The 16,243-nt window shown below is 66.8% G+C and carries 18 protein-coding genes and 1 pseudogene (1 of these 19 running past the window's edge); 16 read left to right on the top strand and 3 right to left on the bottom strand.

Going from position 1 to position 16,243, the window contains the following annotated elements; all coding sequences use genetic code 11:
* Positions 1 to 3: 3 nt before the first annotated feature.
* The 9 genes from fliJ to fliR all read left to right on the top strand — a co-directional run bounded on the left by fliJ (position 4) and on the right by fliR (position 6,195).
* The gene (gene fliJ, locus BA022_RS17350) at positions 4 to 468 is read left to right on the top strand and encodes a flagellar export protein FliJ (RefSeq protein ID WP_011806890.1); all 465 of its coding nucleotides are present in this window, start codon (positions 4 to 6) and stop codon (positions 466 to 468) included.
* Between the two features lie 2 nt (positions 469 to 470).
* Positions 471 to 1,781 carry a flagellar hook-length control protein FliK gene (locus BA022_RS17355; protein WP_088888281.1) on the top strand — a complete coding sequence of 437 codons (1,311 nt, stop codon included), beginning with the start codon at positions 471 to 473 and terminating at the stop codon, positions 1,779 to 1,781.
* Between the two features lie 208 nt (positions 1,782 to 1,989).
* Positions 1,990 to 2,562, top strand: coding sequence for a flagellar basal body-associated FliL family protein (locus BA022_RS17360; RefSeq protein WP_088888282.1), 573 nt, complete (start codon positions 1,990 to 1,992; stop codon positions 2,560 to 2,562).
* Positions 2,563 to 2,577: 15 nt separating this feature from the next.
* Positions 2,578 to 3,582, top strand: a complete 1,005-nt coding sequence (gene fliM / locus BA022_RS17365; RefSeq protein WP_011806887.1) for a flagellar motor switch protein FliM — start codon at positions 2,578 to 2,580, stop codon at positions 3,580 to 3,582.
* Positions 3,572 to 4,021 carry a flagellar motor switch protein FliN gene (gene fliN, locus BA022_RS17370; RefSeq protein WP_011806886.1) on the top strand — a complete coding sequence of 150 codons (450 nt, stop codon included), beginning with the start codon at positions 3,572 to 3,574 and terminating at the stop codon, positions 4,019 to 4,021. Before fliM ends, fliN begins: the two co-directional genes overlap by 11 nt.
* Before the next feature lie 7 nt (positions 4,022 to 4,028).
* A complete protein-coding gene (locus BA022_RS17375; protein WP_088888283.1) occupies positions 4,029 to 4,391 on the top strand; it encodes a FliO/MopB family protein in 363 nt (120 codons plus the stop codon).
* Positions 4,384 to 5,139 carry a flagellar type III secretion system pore protein FliP gene (gene fliP, locus BA022_RS17380; RefSeq protein ID WP_011806884.1) on the top strand — a complete coding sequence of 252 codons (756 nt, stop codon included), beginning with the start codon at positions 4,384 to 4,386 and terminating at the stop codon, positions 5,137 to 5,139. Before BA022_RS17375 ends, fliP begins: the two co-directional genes overlap by 8 nt.
* A 10-nt stretch (positions 5,140 to 5,149) precedes the next feature.
* Positions 5,150 to 5,419: a flagellar biosynthesis protein FliQ gene (fliQ, locus tag BA022_RS17385; protein ID WP_011806883.1), complete on the top strand. Its 270-nt coding sequence runs from the start codon at positions 5,150 to 5,152 to the stop codon at positions 5,417 to 5,419.
* Between the two features lie 5 nt (positions 5,420 to 5,424).
* Positions 5,425 to 6,195, top strand: coding sequence for a flagellar biosynthetic protein FliR (gene fliR / locus BA022_RS17390; protein WP_011806882.1), 771 nt, complete (start codon positions 5,425 to 5,427; stop codon positions 6,193 to 6,195).
* A gap of 97 nt (positions 6,196 to 6,292) precedes the next feature.
* Here the strand turns inward: fliR and BA022_RS17395 are convergent, their stop codons facing one another.
* Positions 6,293 to 6,922: a response regulator gene (locus BA022_RS17395; protein WP_011806881.1), complete on the bottom strand. Its 630-nt coding sequence runs from the start codon at positions 6,920 to 6,922 to the stop codon at positions 6,293 to 6,295.
* Entirely contained in the window at positions 6,919 to 8,040 is a 1,122-nt protein-coding gene (locus tag BA022_RS17400; RefSeq protein WP_088888284.1) for a hybrid sensor histidine kinase/response regulator, read from the bottom strand. The genes BA022_RS17395 and BA022_RS17400 overlap by 4 nt, the downstream gene beginning before the upstream one ends.
* Before the next feature lie 149 nt (positions 8,041 to 8,189).
* On the opposite strand from BA022_RS17400, the gene BA022_RS17405 reads away from it, so the two are divergent.
* The 7 genes from BA022_RS17405 to BA022_RS17435 all read left to right on the top strand — a co-directional run bounded on the left by BA022_RS17405 (position 8,190) and on the right by BA022_RS17435 (position 14,643).
* On the top strand, positions 8,190 to 8,636 hold the full coding sequence (locus BA022_RS17405; RefSeq protein WP_015914337.1) for a hypothetical protein: 447 nt from the start codon (positions 8,190 to 8,192) through the stop codon (positions 8,634 to 8,636).
* A 68-nt stretch (positions 8,637 to 8,704) separates the two neighbouring features.
* Positions 8,705 to 9,067 carry a response regulator gene (locus BA022_RS17410; RefSeq protein WP_011806878.1) on the top strand — a complete coding sequence of 121 codons (363 nt, stop codon included), beginning with the start codon at positions 8,705 to 8,707 and terminating at the stop codon, positions 9,065 to 9,067.
* Positions 9,068 to 9,118: 51 nt separating this feature from the next.
* The gene (locus tag BA022_RS17415) at positions 9,119 to 11,251 is read left to right on the top strand and encodes a chemotaxis protein CheA (RefSeq protein WP_088888285.1); all 2,133 of its coding nucleotides are present in this window, start codon (positions 9,119 to 9,121) and stop codon (positions 11,249 to 11,251) included.
* A gap of 33 nt (positions 11,252 to 11,284) precedes the next feature.
* Entirely contained in the window at positions 11,285 to 11,773 is a 489-nt protein-coding gene (locus BA022_RS17420; protein ID WP_011806876.1) for a chemotaxis protein CheW, read from the top strand.
* 48 nt (positions 11,774 to 11,821) lie between these two features.
* On the top strand, positions 11,822 to 12,715 hold the full coding sequence (locus BA022_RS17425) for a CheR family methyltransferase (protein ID WP_015914335.1): 894 nt from the start codon (positions 11,822 to 11,824) through the stop codon (positions 12,713 to 12,715).
* Between the two features lie 40 nt (positions 12,716 to 12,755).
* On the top strand, positions 12,756 to 13,493 hold the full coding sequence (gene cheD / locus BA022_RS17430) for a chemoreceptor glutamine deamidase CheD (protein WP_041838896.1): 738 nt from the start codon (positions 12,756 to 12,758) through the stop codon (positions 13,491 to 13,493).
* Positions 13,494 to 13,530: 37 nt separating this feature from the next.
* Complete coding sequence (locus BA022_RS17435; RefSeq protein ID WP_088888286.1) at positions 13,531 to 14,643, top strand: protein-glutamate methylesterase/protein-glutamine glutaminase; 1,113 nt, start codon at positions 13,531 to 13,533, stop codon at positions 14,641 to 14,643.
* Positions 14,644 to 14,652: 9 nt separating this feature from the next.
* Here BA022_RS17435 and abc-f read toward each other — a convergent pair.
* A pseudogene (abc-f, locus tag BA022_RS17440) lies at positions 14,653 to 16,243 on the bottom strand (ribosomal protection-like ABC-F family protein) (it continues 295 nt past the right edge of the window).

Consider the following 16,243-nt stretch of genomic DNA (forward strand, 5'->3'; position numbering starts at 1 on the left):
CGCATGTCGTCGCTGAAGGCCTTCGAGGTGGCGGTGGAGCTGGCCGAACGCCGGCGCGACGCCGCGCGCCAGGCGCTCAAGAACGTGCAGGACGCGCGCCACGCCGCGCAGGCGCAGCTGGAGCAGCTCACGGGCTACGCCGCGGAAACGCAGGGCCGCTGGGGCATGAAGGCCGACAGTGCCATGCAACCCGAGGTGATGTACCACCACTACCAATTCATGGGCCGGCTGGACCATGCCATCGGCCTGCAGACGGGCGTGGTGAGCGGGCAGGACGTGCGTGTGGACAAGGCCCGGCAGGCGCTGCTGGAGGCCGAACTGCGCCTGGCCAGCCTGCGCAAGGTGCTGGAGCGGCGGCGCGCCGAGGTGGCCTTACAGCAGCAGCGCCGTGAGCAGAAACAAACCGATGAGCGCGCCGCGTTGCGCGCCGGGCGGGGGGCACGCTTCCCGCAGGATCAGGAGTATTGACCATGGAACAGACCCGTATTTCCTCCTCGCCTTCTACGGCTGCGCACGAGGCGCGCGGCGCCCGGGGCGCCTCCGCCAAGGCTGGCAGCGCCGCTGACGACCAGGCGGCAGCGCAGGGCGACGGCTTTGCCCTGCTGCTGGCGGCTCTGGGCGGCGGCGAGGGCGCGGCCACAGTGCTGGACACGCTGGCGGTGGCTGGCGAGGCATTGCAGGCGCCCGAGGCGCTGCCGGACGCGGGCGCGCTGGCAGCCTGGGCGGCGGGTCTTCAGCCGGGAGCCGCGCTCGCGCAGCGGACGGGGGAAGCGCTCGCTGCCGAGGCGGATGCCCTGGCCGGCCGCCTGGGCCTGGGCCTGGTGCGCGCGGGGCAGGATACGCTGGTGGGGCAGACCGCCCTGCTGGACGGCGCGGCGGAGCGGGCGGCTCTGCAGGGCGGGGCCTCCATGGCGGGGCCCGGCGCCGCCGCGGGCCGCGGCACAGCCTGGCGCGCGCAAGGCATGGCACTGCAGGCTGCGGCACAGGACGCCGCCGGGGCCGCAGGGGATGCCTTGCGCGCCGGTGTCCATGCGGCGCGTTCCGGTCTGCAACACGCAGCGGATGCGGTGTCGCACATTGCGGCGCAGGTGTCCCAGGCCGTGGATGCGACCGCGCAGCGGCGCGACGGCGTGCCGGTCGCTGGCACGCCGTTGCAGGCCCAGCCCGGCGAATGGATGGCTGCGCAGGCAGCCCCCGCGGGCATCTCGGGCGCCGCACCTGGCTCCGCAGCGGCGGGCGCGGGCGGGGCCGCCACCCCCGCGGGACTGCGGGGTGCGGACGCTGCCGCGGGCACTTCGGGCGCGGAACCTTTCAGGTCACCTGCCGAGGGGGCCGGGCTGGAGTCGGCCGACGCCACGCTGGCGGGCATGGCCGGGGCAGAGGACGCCCTGGCGGATCAGTTGGCCGAGCAGGTGGCCTACTGGGTGCACCAGAAAACCCAGAATGCCGAACTGACGCTGGACCAGGATGGCCGGCCCGTGGAGGTGAGGGTGGCGCTCACGGGCGACGAGGCGCATGTGACCTTCCGCAGCGACCAAGCCGATGCGCGCCAGTGGCTGGACGGCAGCACGGCCCAGCTGCGGGAGATGCTGCAGCGCGAGGGGCTGCAGCTCGCCGGCGTGACGGTGGACACGGCGGGTGGCGGCGCCGCCGATCGGCAGGGCCGGCGGGACGAGGGCCGCCCGGGCGCGCGCCAGGCCGCCGTGCAGGCCGCCGCGCCTGCGGGGCAGGCAGGCGGCGGACGGGGCGTGGCCGAGCGCTCGGTGGATATCTTCGTCTGACGCATCCCCGGGGTGGCCCCTGTGCCGCCCCGGCGGCAGCGGTGCGCATCGGGGCGCATGCGGCTGAAAACCCGGGTTTTGGGCGCTTATTCAGGCTTTCGCGGGGCGCCGGGGCGTTCAATAATCGGCCATCACTGCGGGAAAGGGCCTTTCGGCCCGCCGCCCGCGGCCCACTTCCCCTGCCCTTGTTGCGCAAGAAAGCCCCAACGTGTCCGACAACACTGCTGCCCCGGCCAAAAGCAAGAAACTGATCATCATCCTGGCCGTTCTCGCCCTGGTGCTGGTGGCGGGCGGCGCCGCAGCCTGGATGATGCTGTCCCAGCGCCATGCGGCCGAGGACGAGGAGGGCGGCGGCCGGGCGGTCGCCCAGGCGGGCACGCCCAAGACACCTCCCACCTTCCTGCCCATGGACAACATGGTGGTCAACCTGGCCGACCCCGGCGGCGACCGCTTTGCCCAGGTGGGCATCACGCTGGAGCTGGCCGACGGCAAGACGGCGGACCAGGTGAAGGCCTACATGCCCACCATCCGCAGCGGCGTATTGCTGCTGCTGTCGCAGCGCACGACCGACGAGTTGCTGACGCGCGAGGGCAAGGAGAAGCTGGCGGTGGACATCCGCCGCGAAGTGTCGCGCCCGCTGGGCTACAGCGTGCCCAAGCCGCGCAAGCGCTCGGCCAGCCGCGATCCCTTGGACGAGGATGTCGAAGAAGAAGAACCCCGTCCCCGCGCCGACACCAATCCGGTGCGGCAGGTGCTGTTCTCCAGCTTCATCATCCAGTGAGGAAAGGTTGCAGCTATGAGTGAGTCCTTTCTGTCCCAGGAAGAAGTCGATGCCCTGCTGGAGGGCGTGACGGGCGAAAGCCAGAAGACCGTCAAGGAGGAGATCGAGGCCGGCGCCGTCCGCAACTACGACATCTCCAGCCAGGAGCGCATCGTGCGCGGCCGCATGCCGACGATGGAAATCGTCAACGAGCGGTTTGCGCGCAACTTCCGCATCGGCCTGTTCAATTTCATCCGCCGCAGCCCTGAGATCTCCGTGGGCACCGTGTCGGTGCAGCGCTACAGCGCCTTCCTGCGCGAGCTAGTGGTGCCGACCAACTTCAACATCGTCGCCATTCGTCCGCTGCGCGGCAGCGGCCTGGTCGTGTGCGAACCGTCGCTCGTGTTCGGCATCATCGACACGCTGTACGGCGGCGTGGGCAAGTTCCAGACCCGCATCGAAGGGCGTGACTTCTCGGCCACCGAGCAGCGCGTGATCAACCGCCTGGTGGACGTGATCTGCGCGGAATACAAGAAGGCCTGGCAAGGCATCTACCCCCTGGAGCTGGCCTACCAGCGCTCGGAGATGCAGCCGCAGTTCGCCAACATCGCCACACCCAGCGAGATCGTGGTGTCCACCGCCTTCCAGCTGGAGATCGGCGACCTGGCCGGCGCGATCCACATCTGCATGCCGTATGCCACGCTGGAGCCTATCCGCGACGTGCTGTACTCGTCGGTGCAGGGTGACGCGATCGAGGTGGACCGGCGCTGGGTGCGCGTGCTCACGCGCGAGATCCAGGCCGCCGAGGTCACCCTGGTGGCCGAGTTGGCGCGCGCCGACGCCACGGTGGAGCAACTGCTGGCCATGAAGCCGGGCGACTTCATCGAACTGGAGCGCGAGCCGCGCATCCGCGCCTCCATTGAAGGGGTGCCCGTTTTCGAGTGCCAGTACGGCACGCACAACTCCAAGTACGCGATCCGCATCGAGGAATGCCTGCGCGGTGCCGAAGCGCACTGGATGGGAGAAAAGAATGTCAACTGAATCCGACCACAACGACAACTCTGGCGGGTCCGCTGCGGACGACCCGTTTGCCGGCTGGGCCGAGGCACTGGAAGAGCAAAAGCGCGTCGACGGGCAGACCATCGATGCCGAGCAGGGAGGCCCGTTGTCGGGCGAGCCCGCGCGCCCCTATGCCGCCGGCGGCGAGCCGCAGGTGCACGACATCAACATGGTGCTGGACATTCCGGTGCAGCTGTCGGTGGAACTGGGCCGCACCAAGGTGCCGATCAAATACATCCTGCAGCTAGCCCAGGGGTCGGTGGTCGAACTGGACGCGCTGGCCGGCGAGCCCATGGACGTGCTGGTCAACGGCTACCTCATCGCCCAGGGCGAAGTGGTGGTGGTGAACGACAAGTTCGGTATCCGCCTGACCGACGTGGTCACGCCTTCGGAGCGGCTGCGCCGCGTCAGCCGTGGATAGCGTGGGTATGACGCAGACGCTGCTGCTGGTGGTGCTGTTCGTCGGCGCGCTGGCGGCCCTGCCGTGGCTGATTCGCCGGCTGCAACAGCGCCAGGCGGGCTTGCAGGCCCATGCGGGCGGTGCCTCGCGTGTGCTCTCGGCGGTGGCCGTGGGGCCGCAGCAGCGCGTGGTGACCGTGGAGGTCGGCCCGCCGCAGCAGCGCACGCTGCTGGTGCTGGGCGTGACCGCGCAGCAGATCAACTGCCTGCATGTACTGCCGGCGGCTGCAGCGCCGGGGCCGGCATCCGCGCCCTCGTTCGCCACAGAGATGGCGGCCGCGCGCGCGCAGACCGTACAACCGGCGCATGCGGGCGGAGACGGCCATGCATAAGGCCGTGCGCGGCATCGCGGCCGGTGCGGCTGGCCTGCTGCTGGCGGGCGCCGCCTGGGCGCAGCAGCAGCCCGCGGGTGCGCTACCGCTGGTGATCGGCTCGGGGCCGGGCGGCACGAGCTACTCGGTGCCCATCCAGACGCTGCTGTTCTTCACGGCGCTGTCGTTCCTGCCGGCCGTGCTGCTCATGATGACGGGCTTCACGCGCATCGTGATCGTGCTGTCGCTGCTGCGCCAGGCCATCGGCACGCAGTCCGCGCCGCCCAACCAGGTCATCATCGGCCTGTCGCTGTTCCTCACGCTGTTCGTCATGGGGCCCACGCTGGACAAGGTGTACCAGGAGGCCTACGTGCCCTACACCACCAATGCCATCACCTTCGAGCAGGCCATCCAGAAGGCCGAGGCGCCCATGCGCGGCTTCATGCTCAAGCAGACGCGCCAGTCCGACTTCGCGCTGTTCGCACGCCTGGCCAAGCTGGACGAGGGCGTGACGGCCGAGACCGCGCCGCTGCGCGTGCTGGTGCCGGCCTTCGTGACCAGCGAGCTGAAGTCGGCCTTCCAGATCGGCTTCATGATCTTCATTCCGTTCCTGATCATCGACATGGTGGTCTCCAGCGTGCTCATGTCGCTGGGCATGATGATGCTGTCGCCGGTGCTGGTGGCGCTGCCGTTCAAGCTCATGCTGTTCGTGCTGGCCGATGGCTGGAACCTGCTCATCGGCTCGCTGGCCGCGAGCTTCGCGACGTGAAGGATTCCGCATGACCTCCCAGTTCGTGCTCACCATGGGCCGTGACGCGCTCACCCTGCTGCTGATGATCGCCATGCCGGTGCTGGGCGTGGTGATGGCCGTGGGCCTGCTGGTGAGCATCTTCCAGGCCGTGACGCAGATCCACGAGGCCACGCTGGCCTTCGTACCCAAGCTGATCGCGGCCGTGGTGGTGTTCGCGATCGCCGGGCCGTGGATGCTGACCACGCTGGTGGACTTCCTGCGCCGCACGATCGAGGCCATTCCGTCCGTCGTCGGGTAGGCATCTTGATCACCTTCACCGAGGCGCAGATCATGGCCTGGCTGTCGCCGGTGCTGTGGCCGTTCCTGCGCGTGCTGGCGCTGTTCACGTCGGCGCCGGTGTTCTCGATGCGCGTGATCCCGGTGCGCACGCGCATCGGGCTGGCCTTTTTGGTGGCGGTGTGCGCGCAGGCAGTGCTGCCCGAGCAGCCGGTCATCAGCCTGAACAGCCGCGAGGCCGCGGGCGCGGTGGTGCAGCAGGTTGGGATTGGCCTGGCGATGGGCTTTGCGGTGCGGCTGGTGTTCGCGGCCGTGGAGCTGGCCGGCGAAATCATCGGCCTGCAGATGGGCCTGAACTTCGCTTCATTCTTCGACCCCGCGAGCAATGCGCAGGTGAGCGCGGTGGCGCGCTTCTTCGGCAACATCTCCATGCTGCTGTTCGTGGTGATCAACGGCCACCTGATGGTGTTGATGGCCGTGGTCAAGAGTTTCGACAGCTTCCCTGTGGGCGGCAACTTTCTGCAGGCCATCGGGCAGATGCGGCTGCACGAGCTGGGCGCGTCGCTGTTCTCCAGCGCTTTGTGGATCGCGTTGCCCATGATTGCGCTGCTGCTGTTCGTGAACCTGACCCTGGGCATCATCTCGCGCGTGGCGCCGCAGATGAACATCTATGCCGTGGGCTTCCCGGTCACGCTCACGGTGGGCATGCTGGGCATCACGGCCACGCTGCCGATGCTGGAGCAACCCATGCTGGCGCTGCTGCAGCAGTCCATCGACCTGTTCGCCGCGCCGCGTTAGCCGGTCAAAAAGAGAGCTGCTAGCGCTTGCTGCAAGCCATTCCCAATATCAAAATATATTGAAATGCTTGTGTATCAAGCGGTAGTAGCTATTGTTTTCATACCAACCGATTGCGGATCGCGTACACCGTCAGCTCCGCGTTGTTGGCCAGCTTGAGCTTTTCCAGCACCCGCGCGCGGTACACGCTCACGGTCTTGGGGCTGAGCATCAGCTCCTCGGCGATGTCCGACAGGCGCTTGCCCGAGGCGATCTTCACCAGCGTCTGCAGCTCGCGCTCCGACAGCGATTCATGCGGCAGCTCGGGCGTGGGCTGCGCCAGGCTGTCGGCCAGCAACTGCGCCACCTCGGGCGTGAGGTACTTGCGCCCCTGCACGATGGTCTGCACCGCGGCGATGAGCTGCACCGGGTCGCCCGCCTTGTTGGCGTAGCCGTGCGCCCCGGCCTTCAGGCAGCGCAGCGCGTACTGGTCCTCGGGATACATCGAGACGATCAGCACCTTGATGTCCGGGTGCGTCTCCTTCACGCTGGCCATTACCTCCAGGCCGCTGCGCCCGGGCAGGTTCAGGTCCAGCAGCAGCACGTCGCAGGCGGCCGTGCGCAGCACCTCGCGCAACTCGGGATAACTGCCGGCCTCGCCGGTCACGTGGATATCGGGCGACTCGGTCAGCGTGTCGCGTATGCCGCGCCGCAGCACGGCATGGTCATCGCATAGCACCACCTGGATCACTGCACATCTCCTGCTTTGCCTGCGGGCGATGTTAGCGGCACGGTCATGATCACCGACGTGCCATGCCCCGGCCGGCTGCTGATGTCCATCCAGCCGCCCGCGCGCCGCGCGCGCTCCTGCAGGCCCTGTAGGCCGAAGGAGCGGGGTTTCTTGCGCATCTCGGGCGCCATGCCGCGGCCATCGTCGGTCACCTCCAGCGTCAGCACGTCCTCGTGGTCCGACAGGTCAATGCGCACCTGGCCGGCCTGCGCGTGCTTTTGCACGTTGGTCAGCGCCTCTTGCGCGGTGCGGTAGGCCACCAGTTGCAGCGCGGGCGGCACGTCCAGCGCCTCGCGGCTGGCGGTGACGCGCACGGGGATGCGCGTGCGGCGCTCGAAGGTCTCGGCCAGCCAGCGCACGGCGGCCACGAGGCCCTGGTCCAGCACGGGCGGTCGCAGGTTCATCATGAGGCGCTGGGCCGCGTCGATGGCGTGCTGCAGCATCTCGGTGGCGGTGCCGGCGTGTTCGCGCAGGCCGTCCTCACCGGCGTGGCGGCCGATCCAGGCCAGGTCGAATTTCACCGCGGCCAGCGCGCCGCCGATGTCGTCATGGATCTCGCGCGCGATGGCGGCGCGTTCTTCCTCGATGGAGGTCTGCAGGTGCTCGGCCAGGTCGGCCAACTGCTGCCGGGACTCGGCCAACTCGGCCGCGGCCTCCTCGCGCGCGCGGCGGGCCTGCGCGACCTCCATCGCTCGCGCCAGCACATGCGGCAGGCGCGCCATGTCGTCCTTGAGCAGGTAGTCGGCAAAGCCCAGCCGCATGGCGTCCACCGCGGCGGCCTCGCCGATCGCGCCGGACAACAGCACGAAGGGCGGGTGCCCCGGGCATTGGTCCACGATGCGCCAGGCATCCAGCGCCGTGAAGCCGGGCAGGCGGTAGTCCGCCAGGATCACGTCGAACGATTCCCGCTCCAGCCACCCGGTGAAGGCCTCCAGGGAGTCCACTTGGTGGATCTCATGGGACAGCCCGGCGCGCCGCAGCGTCAGCCGCACCAGCGCGTGGTCGGCGGTTGAGTCCTCGAGATGCAGCACTCGCACGGGTCTTTTCGGGGCCTCAAGATCGGTGGGAGTGGGTATCATAGGATACATATTGGAACAAATTGGGCCCGAAACGGTCATTTCAGCCTGTGGCGCGGTACAACGGATGCCGTAATGCTGCAGTACAGGCGACAGGAATGGGCCCCGGACGATGGTGCCGCCGGCTGTGCGCCAGCAGCAATGGAGAAACGATGCAATCTACGCTAAATACGCCAGATGGGCCTGCCGTGCAGGTGCCCGTCATGGTGGCGGCCGAGTTGCAGGATTCCCTGCTGATGGCCATGCACGACCTGCACCGGCTGGAAGGGCTGCTCAACCACGCCACCGAGAACCTGCTCGCCCGTTTCGGCGAGGCCAACGCCTCGCTGACGGATGAGCTCATCGGCGCGTCGGCAGAGCTGGCCGATCTGCGCACCGCCTTGCGCAGTGCAGTGACGGAGTTGCAGTTTCACGACATGGCGACCCAGCTCATCATCCACACTACCAAGGTGTTGCAGGGATGCGCCTTTCGCCTGGCGGCCGAGACCATGGGACAAGAAGAGGGGGAGGACGCCGCGCCGCTGGAGGGCGTGGTGCCCGATCGGCCCAACCCTGTCACGCAAAGCGAGATGGAGGCCGGCTCGATCGAGCTGTTCTGATCCAGGCGCGGTTCCCGTATCTCCCAACCCATTAACCTTATTCAAATCAAAAGTCGTTGGAGCTTTACATGCAGTCCATTCTTGCGGTCGATGATTCTCCGTCCATGCGGAAAATGGTTTCCTTCACGCTCACCGGAGCGGGGTACCACGTGGTGGAAGCGGTGGATGGCCAGGACGCGCTGGAAAAGGCCGAGACCCACGACATCCATCTGGTGCTGGCCGACCAGAACATGCCGCGCCTGGACGGCATCGGCCTCACGCGCAAGCTGCGCGAGCATCCGCGCTTCAAGAGCATTCCCATCCTCATCCTCACGACGGAATCCAGCGACCAGATGAAGCAGGCCGGCCGCAGCGCGGGCGCCACCGGCTGGCTGGTCAAGCCGTTCGACCCCACGCGCCTCATCGAAGTGATCCAAAAGGTCATCCGCTGATCGCGCCGGCCACACCAACACCTACGACGTAGCACACAGGAACTCGGGACCATGGCGGATACCTACCAAGAGGGCGCAGGCGCGGACTTTGACCTCAGCCAGTTCTATCAGATCTTCTTCGAAGAGGCCGGCGAGAACCTGGACCAGATGGAGCAGATGCTGCTGGACCTGGACGTGGATGCCGCCAACGACGAAGAGCTGAACGGCATCTTCCGCTGCGCGCATTCCATCAAGGGCGGCTCGGCCACCTTCGGTTTTTCGGATGTGGCGGAACTCACGCACCAAATGGAATCGCTGCTGGACCGGCTGCGTCGCCACGAACTGCAGCTGATCCCGCAGATGGTGGACGTGCTGCTGGAGTCGGCGGACGCCTCGCGCAGCCTGCTGGCACGCCATCAGGCGGGCGGGCAGGGTGAGGCGGTTTCCACGCATGACCTCGTGCGCCGCATCAGCGAACTGGCGGCCGGCGCCGTGCCGGCGGCAGCGCCCGCCGCAGCGGTACCCGCTCCAGCGCCCGTGGTTGCTGCGGCACCTGCGCCCACGCCCGCGGTTGCGCCGGTGGTGCCCGCTGCGGCGGTTCCCGGCGGCGCTCGCTCGCTGGAGATCCACATCGGTCCATTGGCCCAGGTGACATTGGCCGATGCGATCAAGGACCTGTTCCGCGACATCCCGGGCTTGGGCAGCATCAACGATCTGCCGGAAGACCGCCCCGGCATGCGCCGGTTCGCAGTGCAGACCACGTCCACGGACGAGGATCTGCTGGACCTGTTCGCATTCCATGTGGCGAAGGAGCAGGTGGCCATCCACGACGCGGCGACCTCCGCGGCGCCTGCCGCGCAAGAGGCCCATGAGCCGCTGGAGCCATCCGCTGCGGCCCTGGCCGAGCCGTACGGCTTCTTTGCCGGCGCGCCGGGCGTGCCTGTCGAGGCCGCTCCTGCCGCCGCACCGGCCAGTGCTGCTGAGCGGCCCGCCGCGCGTGCCGTCTCCGCCGAGGCCAAGGGCGGCGCGCAGGCCTCCATGGAATCGTCCACCATCCGCGTGGCGGTGAGCAAGGTGGATCAGCTCATCAACCTGGTGGGCGAACTGGTCATCACCCAGGCCATGCTGGCGCAGAACAGCCGTGGCCTAGACGCGGGCGTCTACCAGCAACTGCTGGCAGGTCTGGCCGACCTGGACCGCAACACGCGCGACCTGCAGGAATCCGTGATGTCGATCCGCATGATTCCCATGTCGATCGTGTTCAACCGATTCCCGCGCATGCTGCGTGACTTGGCGGGCAAGCTGGGCAAGAAGGTGGATTTCGTCACCCATGGCGAGGCGACCGAACTGGACAAGAGCCTGGTCGAGAAGATCACCGACCCGCTGACCCACCTGGTGCGCAACAGCTGCGACCACGGCATCGAGATGCCCGCCGACCGCCTGGCTGCGGGCAAACCAGAACACGGCACCATCACGCTGTCGGCATCGCACCAGGGGGGCTCCATCGTGATCGAGGTGCGCGACGACGGCAAGGGCATGTCGCGCGAGAAGATCCTCAAGAAGGCGCGCGAGCGTGGGCTGGATGTTTCCGACGCCATGCCCGACAGCGAGGTCTGGAACCTGATCTTCGCGCCCGGCTTCTCCACGGCGGATGTGGTGACCGATGTCTCGGGCCGCGGCGTGGGCATGGACGTCGTCAAGCGCAACATCACCGCGCTGGGCGGTTCGGTGGAGATTGATTCCGCTGAAGGCTACGGCATGCGTGTGTCCGTGCGCCTACCGCTGACGCTGGCCATCATGGACGGCATGTCGGTGGGCGTGAGCGACGAGGTGTACATCCTGCCGCTGTCGTCGGTGGTGGAGTCGTTCCAGGTCAACGGTGGCGAAGTGAACACCGTGGCCCAGGGCTCCCAACTGGTGAAGGTGCGCGACGAATACATGCCCGTGGTGGCGCTGGAGAAGATCTTCCAGGTGCCGCGCCCCGACACGAATTCCACCAGCAGCATCATGGTGGTGGTGGAGGCCGATGGCAGCCGCGTGGCCGTGCTGGTTGACGAACTGCTGGGGCAGCATCAGGTGGTGGTGAAGAACCTGGAGACCAACTACCGCAAGGTGCCCAACGTGTCGGGCGCCACCATTCTGGGGGATGGCACCGTGGCCTTGATTCTGGACACGGCTGCCCTGGTGCGCCGTGCGCGCCACTGAATTGCGAAACGCTGAACGACGAGGAGTGAGGGCATGAGTCTGGTGGACAAGGGCGCAGAGACCACGGCTGCGGGCGCGAGGGAATACCTGACGTTCCGCCTGGGCCAGGAGGAATACGGCATCGACATCCTCAAGGTGCAGGAAATCCGCGGCTATGAAAACCCCACGCGCATCGCCCATGCGCCGGCTTTCATCAAAGGGGTGACCAACCTGCGAGGCACCATCGTGCCGATCGTGGACATGCGGCTGCGCTTCAACTGTGCGCAAGCCGAGTACAACAGCTTCACGGTCGTCATCATCCTGAACCTGCGCGAGCGGGTGGTGGGCATCGTGGTGGATTCCGTGAGCGACGTGATGGAGCTGACGCCCGAGCAGGTACGCACGGCCCCGGACATCGAGAGCTCCATCGACGCGCAGTGCATCCGCGGGCTTGGCTCGGTGGGCGACCGCATGCTCATCCTGCTGGACATCGAAAAACTCATGGCCGGCATGGACATGGGCCTTGCCATGGCCGGGGATTGATGCGGCGAGCCGCAGCCTTCCCGCTATACACACGTTGACGAGCGCGCCATGAGCCTCACCGCCAGCCCCACCGCCGCGCCACGGCGCCCGGCCCGCCCCGCTGCGGGGGCTGCTGCTCCCGTGGCCGAGAGTGGCGAAGGGCGCGAGTTCGCCTGGACCCATCAGGACTTCGCGCGGGTGCAGTCCCTGATCTACCAGCGCGCCGGCATCAGCCTGCATGATGGCAAGCACGCCATGGTGTACAGCCGCCTGTCGCGCCGCCTGCGCGATACCGGGTACGACAGCTTTCATGAGTACCTGAGCTGGCTGGAAGGCCACGACGGGCCGGAGTGGCAGGAGTTCGTGAACGCCCTGACCACCAACCTCACGGCGTTCTTTCGCGAGCAACACCATTTCGAGATCCTGGCGTCGCTGCTGCGCATGCGCTCTGCCGGGCCATGGAACATCTGGTGCAATGCGGCATCAACCGGCGAAGAACCTTACTCGATCGCCATGACGGTCCTGGAAACCCTGGGCAACAACGCGTCTTTCAAGCTGATGGCCAGCGACATCGATTCGCGGGTGCTGGCCACGGCCGCCCGCGGGGTCTATCGCCTCGACGGTCTGAAGGGCTTGAGCCAAGAGCGTCTGCAGCGCTTCTTTCTGCGCGGCAAGGGCGGCAACGCCGGGCTGGCGCGTGTGCGCCCCGAGTTGCGCAAACCCATCGAGTTCCTGAGCGTGAACCTGATCCGCGACGACTGGCCGTTCCGCGAGCCCTTCGACGTGGTCTTTTGCCGCAACGTGATGATTTATTTTGACGGCCCCACCCAGCGACGGGTGCTGGAGCGCATCCACCGTGTGCTCAAGCCCGGCGGCATGCTGTTTGTGGGGCATGCCGAGAACTTCAGCGATTCGCGCGACCTTTTTGCCTTGCGAGGCAAGACGGTGTACGAACGCATCTGATGCGGGCATTTTTGACCTACCGCGAGGCGCTGGCGAATCCATGAGCATCACACCCGGAGCTGATCCACGGCCCTCTGCCTTGCCGGGCGGGGGGCTGGAGCGCCGGCGCACGCCCCGCATCACGCCTTTGCCTGCGAATGCCTCCGCAGGCACCGCGCCTGCCATGTCGCTCCAGGAGCTCAAGGCCTGTCCGCGCAGGCCGGGTGAGGCATCGTTCTTCTTTTTCGATCACCATTTCCAGCACAACGCGGTGAAGGTCTTGCCAGGCGAGTTTTTTGTCTCGCACGACAGCCTGGCCATCATGACGGTGCTGGGATCGTGCATTGCCGCCTGTCTGTGGGACAGCCGCATGCGCGTGGGAGGCATGAACCACTTCATGCTGCCCGAGGGGGACAGCGCCGATGCGTCGGGCCGGTATGGTTCCTACGCCATGGAACTGCTCATTAATGAGATGATGAAGCTGGGCGCTCGCCGCGAGACGCTGCAGGCCAAGATCTTCGGCGGTGCCCAGGTGATGCACAACTTCACCACGCTCAACGTGGGCGAGCGCAACACCCGCTTTGTGCAAGACTATCTGGCCACGGAGCGCATTCCGGTGGTGTCGGAGGACGTGCTCGACATCTATCCGCGCAAAGTGGTGTTCTTTCCGGTGACAGGCAAGGTGATGGTCAAGCGCCTGGCGCATGCCCATCCAGAAACGCTGGAGCAGGAAGTGGTGCGAGGCAACGCGGCTACCGTGGCGCGCGCCACCAGCGGAGGCTCCGTGGATCTGTTCTGATCGGCGGCACTAACAATACAGCAAGGATTTGAAAGGCATGAGCGGCAAGATCAGGGTGATCGTGGTGGACGATTCGGCATTGGTGCGCAGCCTGCTGTCGGAGATCATCAACCGCCAGAGCGACATGGAGTGCATCGGCACGGCCAACGACCCGCTGATCGCGCGCGAGATGATCCGCGAGAAAAATCCCGACGTGATCACGCTCGATGTGGAGATGCCGCGCATGGACGGCATCGACTTCCTGGGGCGCTTGATGCGCCTGCGGCCGATGCCTGTGGTGATGATCTCGACCCTGACCGAGCGCGGCGCCGAAGTGACCATGCGGGCGCTCGAACTGGGGGCCGTGGATTTCGTCGCCAAGCCGCGCGTGGGGCTGTCCAGCGGACTGAACGAATTGGCGGCTCAGATCGTGGACAAGATCCGCGTTGCGGCCGTGGCCCATGTGCGGCGCGCCCCCGCGCGCAGCGCCGCCGCCATTGTCCACCCCGATGCAGGTGCCGCTACCGCGCCGGCTCCCGCTCCCGCGGCGTCGGCGCTGCTGGGGCGCGTCTCTACCGAAAAGGTGATCTGCATTGGCGCGTCGACCGGCGGCACCGAGGCCATCCGCGAGGTCCTGATCCATATGCCGGCGGACTCTCCGGCCATCGTGATCACCCAGCACATGCCGCCAGGGTTCACCACCAGTTTTGCAGCGAGGCTCAACAGCCTGTGCCAGATCACGGTCAAAGAGGCGGTGAACGGCGAGCGGATTCTGCCCGGCCATGCCTATATTGCGCCGGGGGGGCGGCAGTTCTACCTGGCACGCAGCGGCGCCAACTATGTAGCGGTGGTGGATGACAGCCCGCCGGTCAACCGGCACAAGCCTTCGGTGGAGGTGCTGTTCAAGTCGGCAGCCGCCGTGGTGGGGCGCAATGCCTACGGCATCATGCTCACCGGCATGGGCGGCGATGGCGCTGCTGCCATGCGTGAGATGCGCGACGCAGGCAGCTACAACTACGTGCAGGACGAAGCCAGTTGCATCGTCTTCGGTATGCCGCGCGAGGCCATCGCCCATGGCGCTGCCGACGAGGTGCTGCCGCTGTCGCAGATTGCACAGGCGCTGATTGCGCGCCTGCGCGGTTCCACCGACCGGTTGCACCACCGAATCTGACCGGCCCCGTCAGGACGAGAGCGCGGACCAGCGCTCCAGCGCCTGCATCAACAGATCTTCGATCTCTCCGTCACGCGTATGCAGCGCCGTCGCCCGCGCGCCGTCTCGGCTGTACAGGCTGCCGTCCGCCAATTCATCGCGGATCGCCTTTTGCTCGGCCTCCAGTGCGTCGATCTGGGCGGGTAGCTGTTCCAGTTCACGCTGCTCCTTGTAGCTAAGCTTCTTTTTTTGTAGCTGCTCGCGCTTATCCGATGGGCATTTTGGCTCGGTTTTGCTTGTATTTTTCTCAGGAACCGCCGGTCCGCCCGCGAGGGAACGGCTGCGGTTCGACTGGGCCAGCCAGTCCTGCACGCCACCCTCGTACTCACGCCACAGGCCATTACCCTCGAACGCAAGGGTGCTGGTGACCACGTTGTCCAAGAAGGTGCGGTCGTGGCTCACCACGAACACCGTGCCGTCGTAATCCTGCAGCAGCTCCTCCAGCAGCTCGAGGGTGTCAATGTCCAGGTCGTTGGTGGGCTCGTCCAGCACCAGCACGCTGGCGGGCCGCGCAAACAGCCGTGCCAGCAGCAGGCGGTTGCGCTCGCCGCCGGACAGGGAGCGCACGGGGGAGTGCGCCCGGGCGGGGGAGAACAGGAAATCGCCGAGGTAGCTCTTCACATGCTTGCGCTGCGTGCCGATCTCGATCCACTCGCTGCCAGGACTGATGAAGTCCTCCAGCGTGGCATCCATGTCGATACTGTGGCGCATCTGGTCAAAATACGCGACCTGCAGGTTGGCGCCGCGGCGTACCGTACCGCTGTCAGGCTCCAGTTCACCCAGGATGAGCTTGAGCAGGGTGGTTTCCCCGCACCGTTGGGACCGATCAAACCCACCTTGTCGCCCCGCAGGATGGTGGCGCTGAAGTCCCGCACAATGGTTTTGTCGCCAAAGGTTTTGGTTACGTGCGCCAGCTCGGCGATGATCTTCCCCTGGTAGCTGTTCTGGCTGCCCGAGGCGATGTCCATCTTGACGCTGCCAACCGCGTCACGGCGCGCGGCGCGATTGGCGCGCAGGGTCTCCAGTCGACTGATGCGGCTCTGGCTGCGCGTGCGGCGCGCCTCCACGCCCTTACGGATCCAGACTTCCTCCTGCGCCAGCAGCTTGTCCGCCCGTGCATTGATGACGGCCTCTTGCGCCAACTGCTCTTCCTTTTGCGCCACGTACTGCGCAAAGTTGCCGGGATAGGAGCGCAACTGACCTCGGTCGAGCTCCACGATGCGCGTGGCGATCCGGTCGAGGAACGCACGGTCGTGGGTGATCGTGACGATGCCACCCTTGAAGTCGAGTAGCAGTTCTTCAAGCCACTCTATGGAATCGAGGTCTAGGTGGTTGGTGGGCTCGTCCAGCAGCAGCACGTCTGGGCGGGCCACCAGGGCTTGCGCCAGCGCGACTCGCTTGCGTGTCCCTCCCGAGAGGGTGCCCACGATGGCCTCCGGGGCAAGGTGCAGGCGGTGCAAAGTTTCCTCTACCCGTTGCTCCCAGTTCCAGGCGTCATAAGCCTCGATCTGAGACTGCAATGCATCCAAATCAAGGCCTGTGGCGCCCCCCAGGTATTGTT

Origin of the sequence: Diaphorobacter nitroreducens (assembly GCF_002214645.1) — a bacterium.
GTDB lineage: Bacteria > Pseudomonadota > Gammaproteobacteria > Burkholderiales > Burkholderiaceae_C > Diaphorobacter > Diaphorobacter nitroreducens.

Excerpts from the sequence above, each read along its gene's own strand:
- BA022_RS17400 (WP_088888284.1), bottom strand. The coding sequence starts at position 8,040 with ATGATACCCACTCCCACCGATCTTGAGGCCCCGAAAAGACCCGTGCGA.
- BA022_RS17355 (WP_088888281.1), top strand. The coding sequence starts at position 471 with ATGGAACAGACCCGTATTTCCTCCTCGCCTTCTACGGCTGCGCACGAG.
- fliP (WP_011806884.1), top strand. The coding sequence starts at position 4,384 with ATGCATAAGGCCGTGCGCGGCATCGCGGCCGGTGCGGCTGGCCTGCTG.
- cheD (WP_041838896.1), top strand. The coding sequence starts at position 12,756 with ATGAGCATCACACCCGGAGCTGATCCACGGCCCTCTGCCTTGCCGGGC.
- BA022_RS17410 (WP_011806878.1), top strand. The coding sequence starts at position 8,705 with ATGCAGTCCATTCTTGCGGTCGATGATTCTCCGTCCATGCGGAAAATG.
- fliN (WP_011806886.1), top strand. The coding sequence starts at position 3,572 with ATGTCAACTGAATCCGACCACAACGACAACTCTGGCGGGTCCGCTGCG.
- BA022_RS17435 (WP_088888286.1), top strand. The coding sequence starts at position 13,531 with ATGAGCGGCAAGATCAGGGTGATCGTGGTGGACGATTCGGCATTGGTG.
- fliJ (WP_011806890.1), top strand. The coding sequence starts at position 4 with ATGTCGTCGCTGAAGGCCTTCGAGGTGGCGGTGGAGCTGGCCGAACGC.
- BA022_RS17375 (WP_088888283.1), top strand. The coding sequence starts at position 4,029 with ATGACGCAGACGCTGCTGCTGGTGGTGCTGTTCGTCGGCGCGCTGGCG.
- fliM (WP_011806887.1), top strand. The coding sequence starts at position 2,578 with ATGAGTGAGTCCTTTCTGTCCCAGGAAGAAGTCGATGCCCTGCTGGAG.
- BA022_RS17405 (WP_015914337.1), top strand. The coding sequence starts at position 8,190 with ATGCAATCTACGCTAAATACGCCAGATGGGCCTGCCGTGCAGGTGCCC.
- BA022_RS17425 (WP_015914335.1), top strand. The coding sequence starts at position 11,822 with ATGAGCCTCACCGCCAGCCCCACCGCCGCGCCACGGCGCCCGGCCCGC.
- BA022_RS17420 (WP_011806876.1), top strand. The coding sequence starts at position 11,285 with ATGAGTCTGGTGGACAAGGGCGCAGAGACCACGGCTGCGGGCGCGAGG.
- BA022_RS17415 (WP_088888285.1), top strand. The coding sequence starts at position 9,119 with ATGGCGGATACCTACCAAGAGGGCGCAGGCGCGGACTTTGACCTCAGC.
- fliQ (WP_011806883.1), top strand. The coding sequence starts at position 5,150 with ATGACCTCCCAGTTCGTGCTCACCATGGGCCGTGACGCGCTCACCCTG.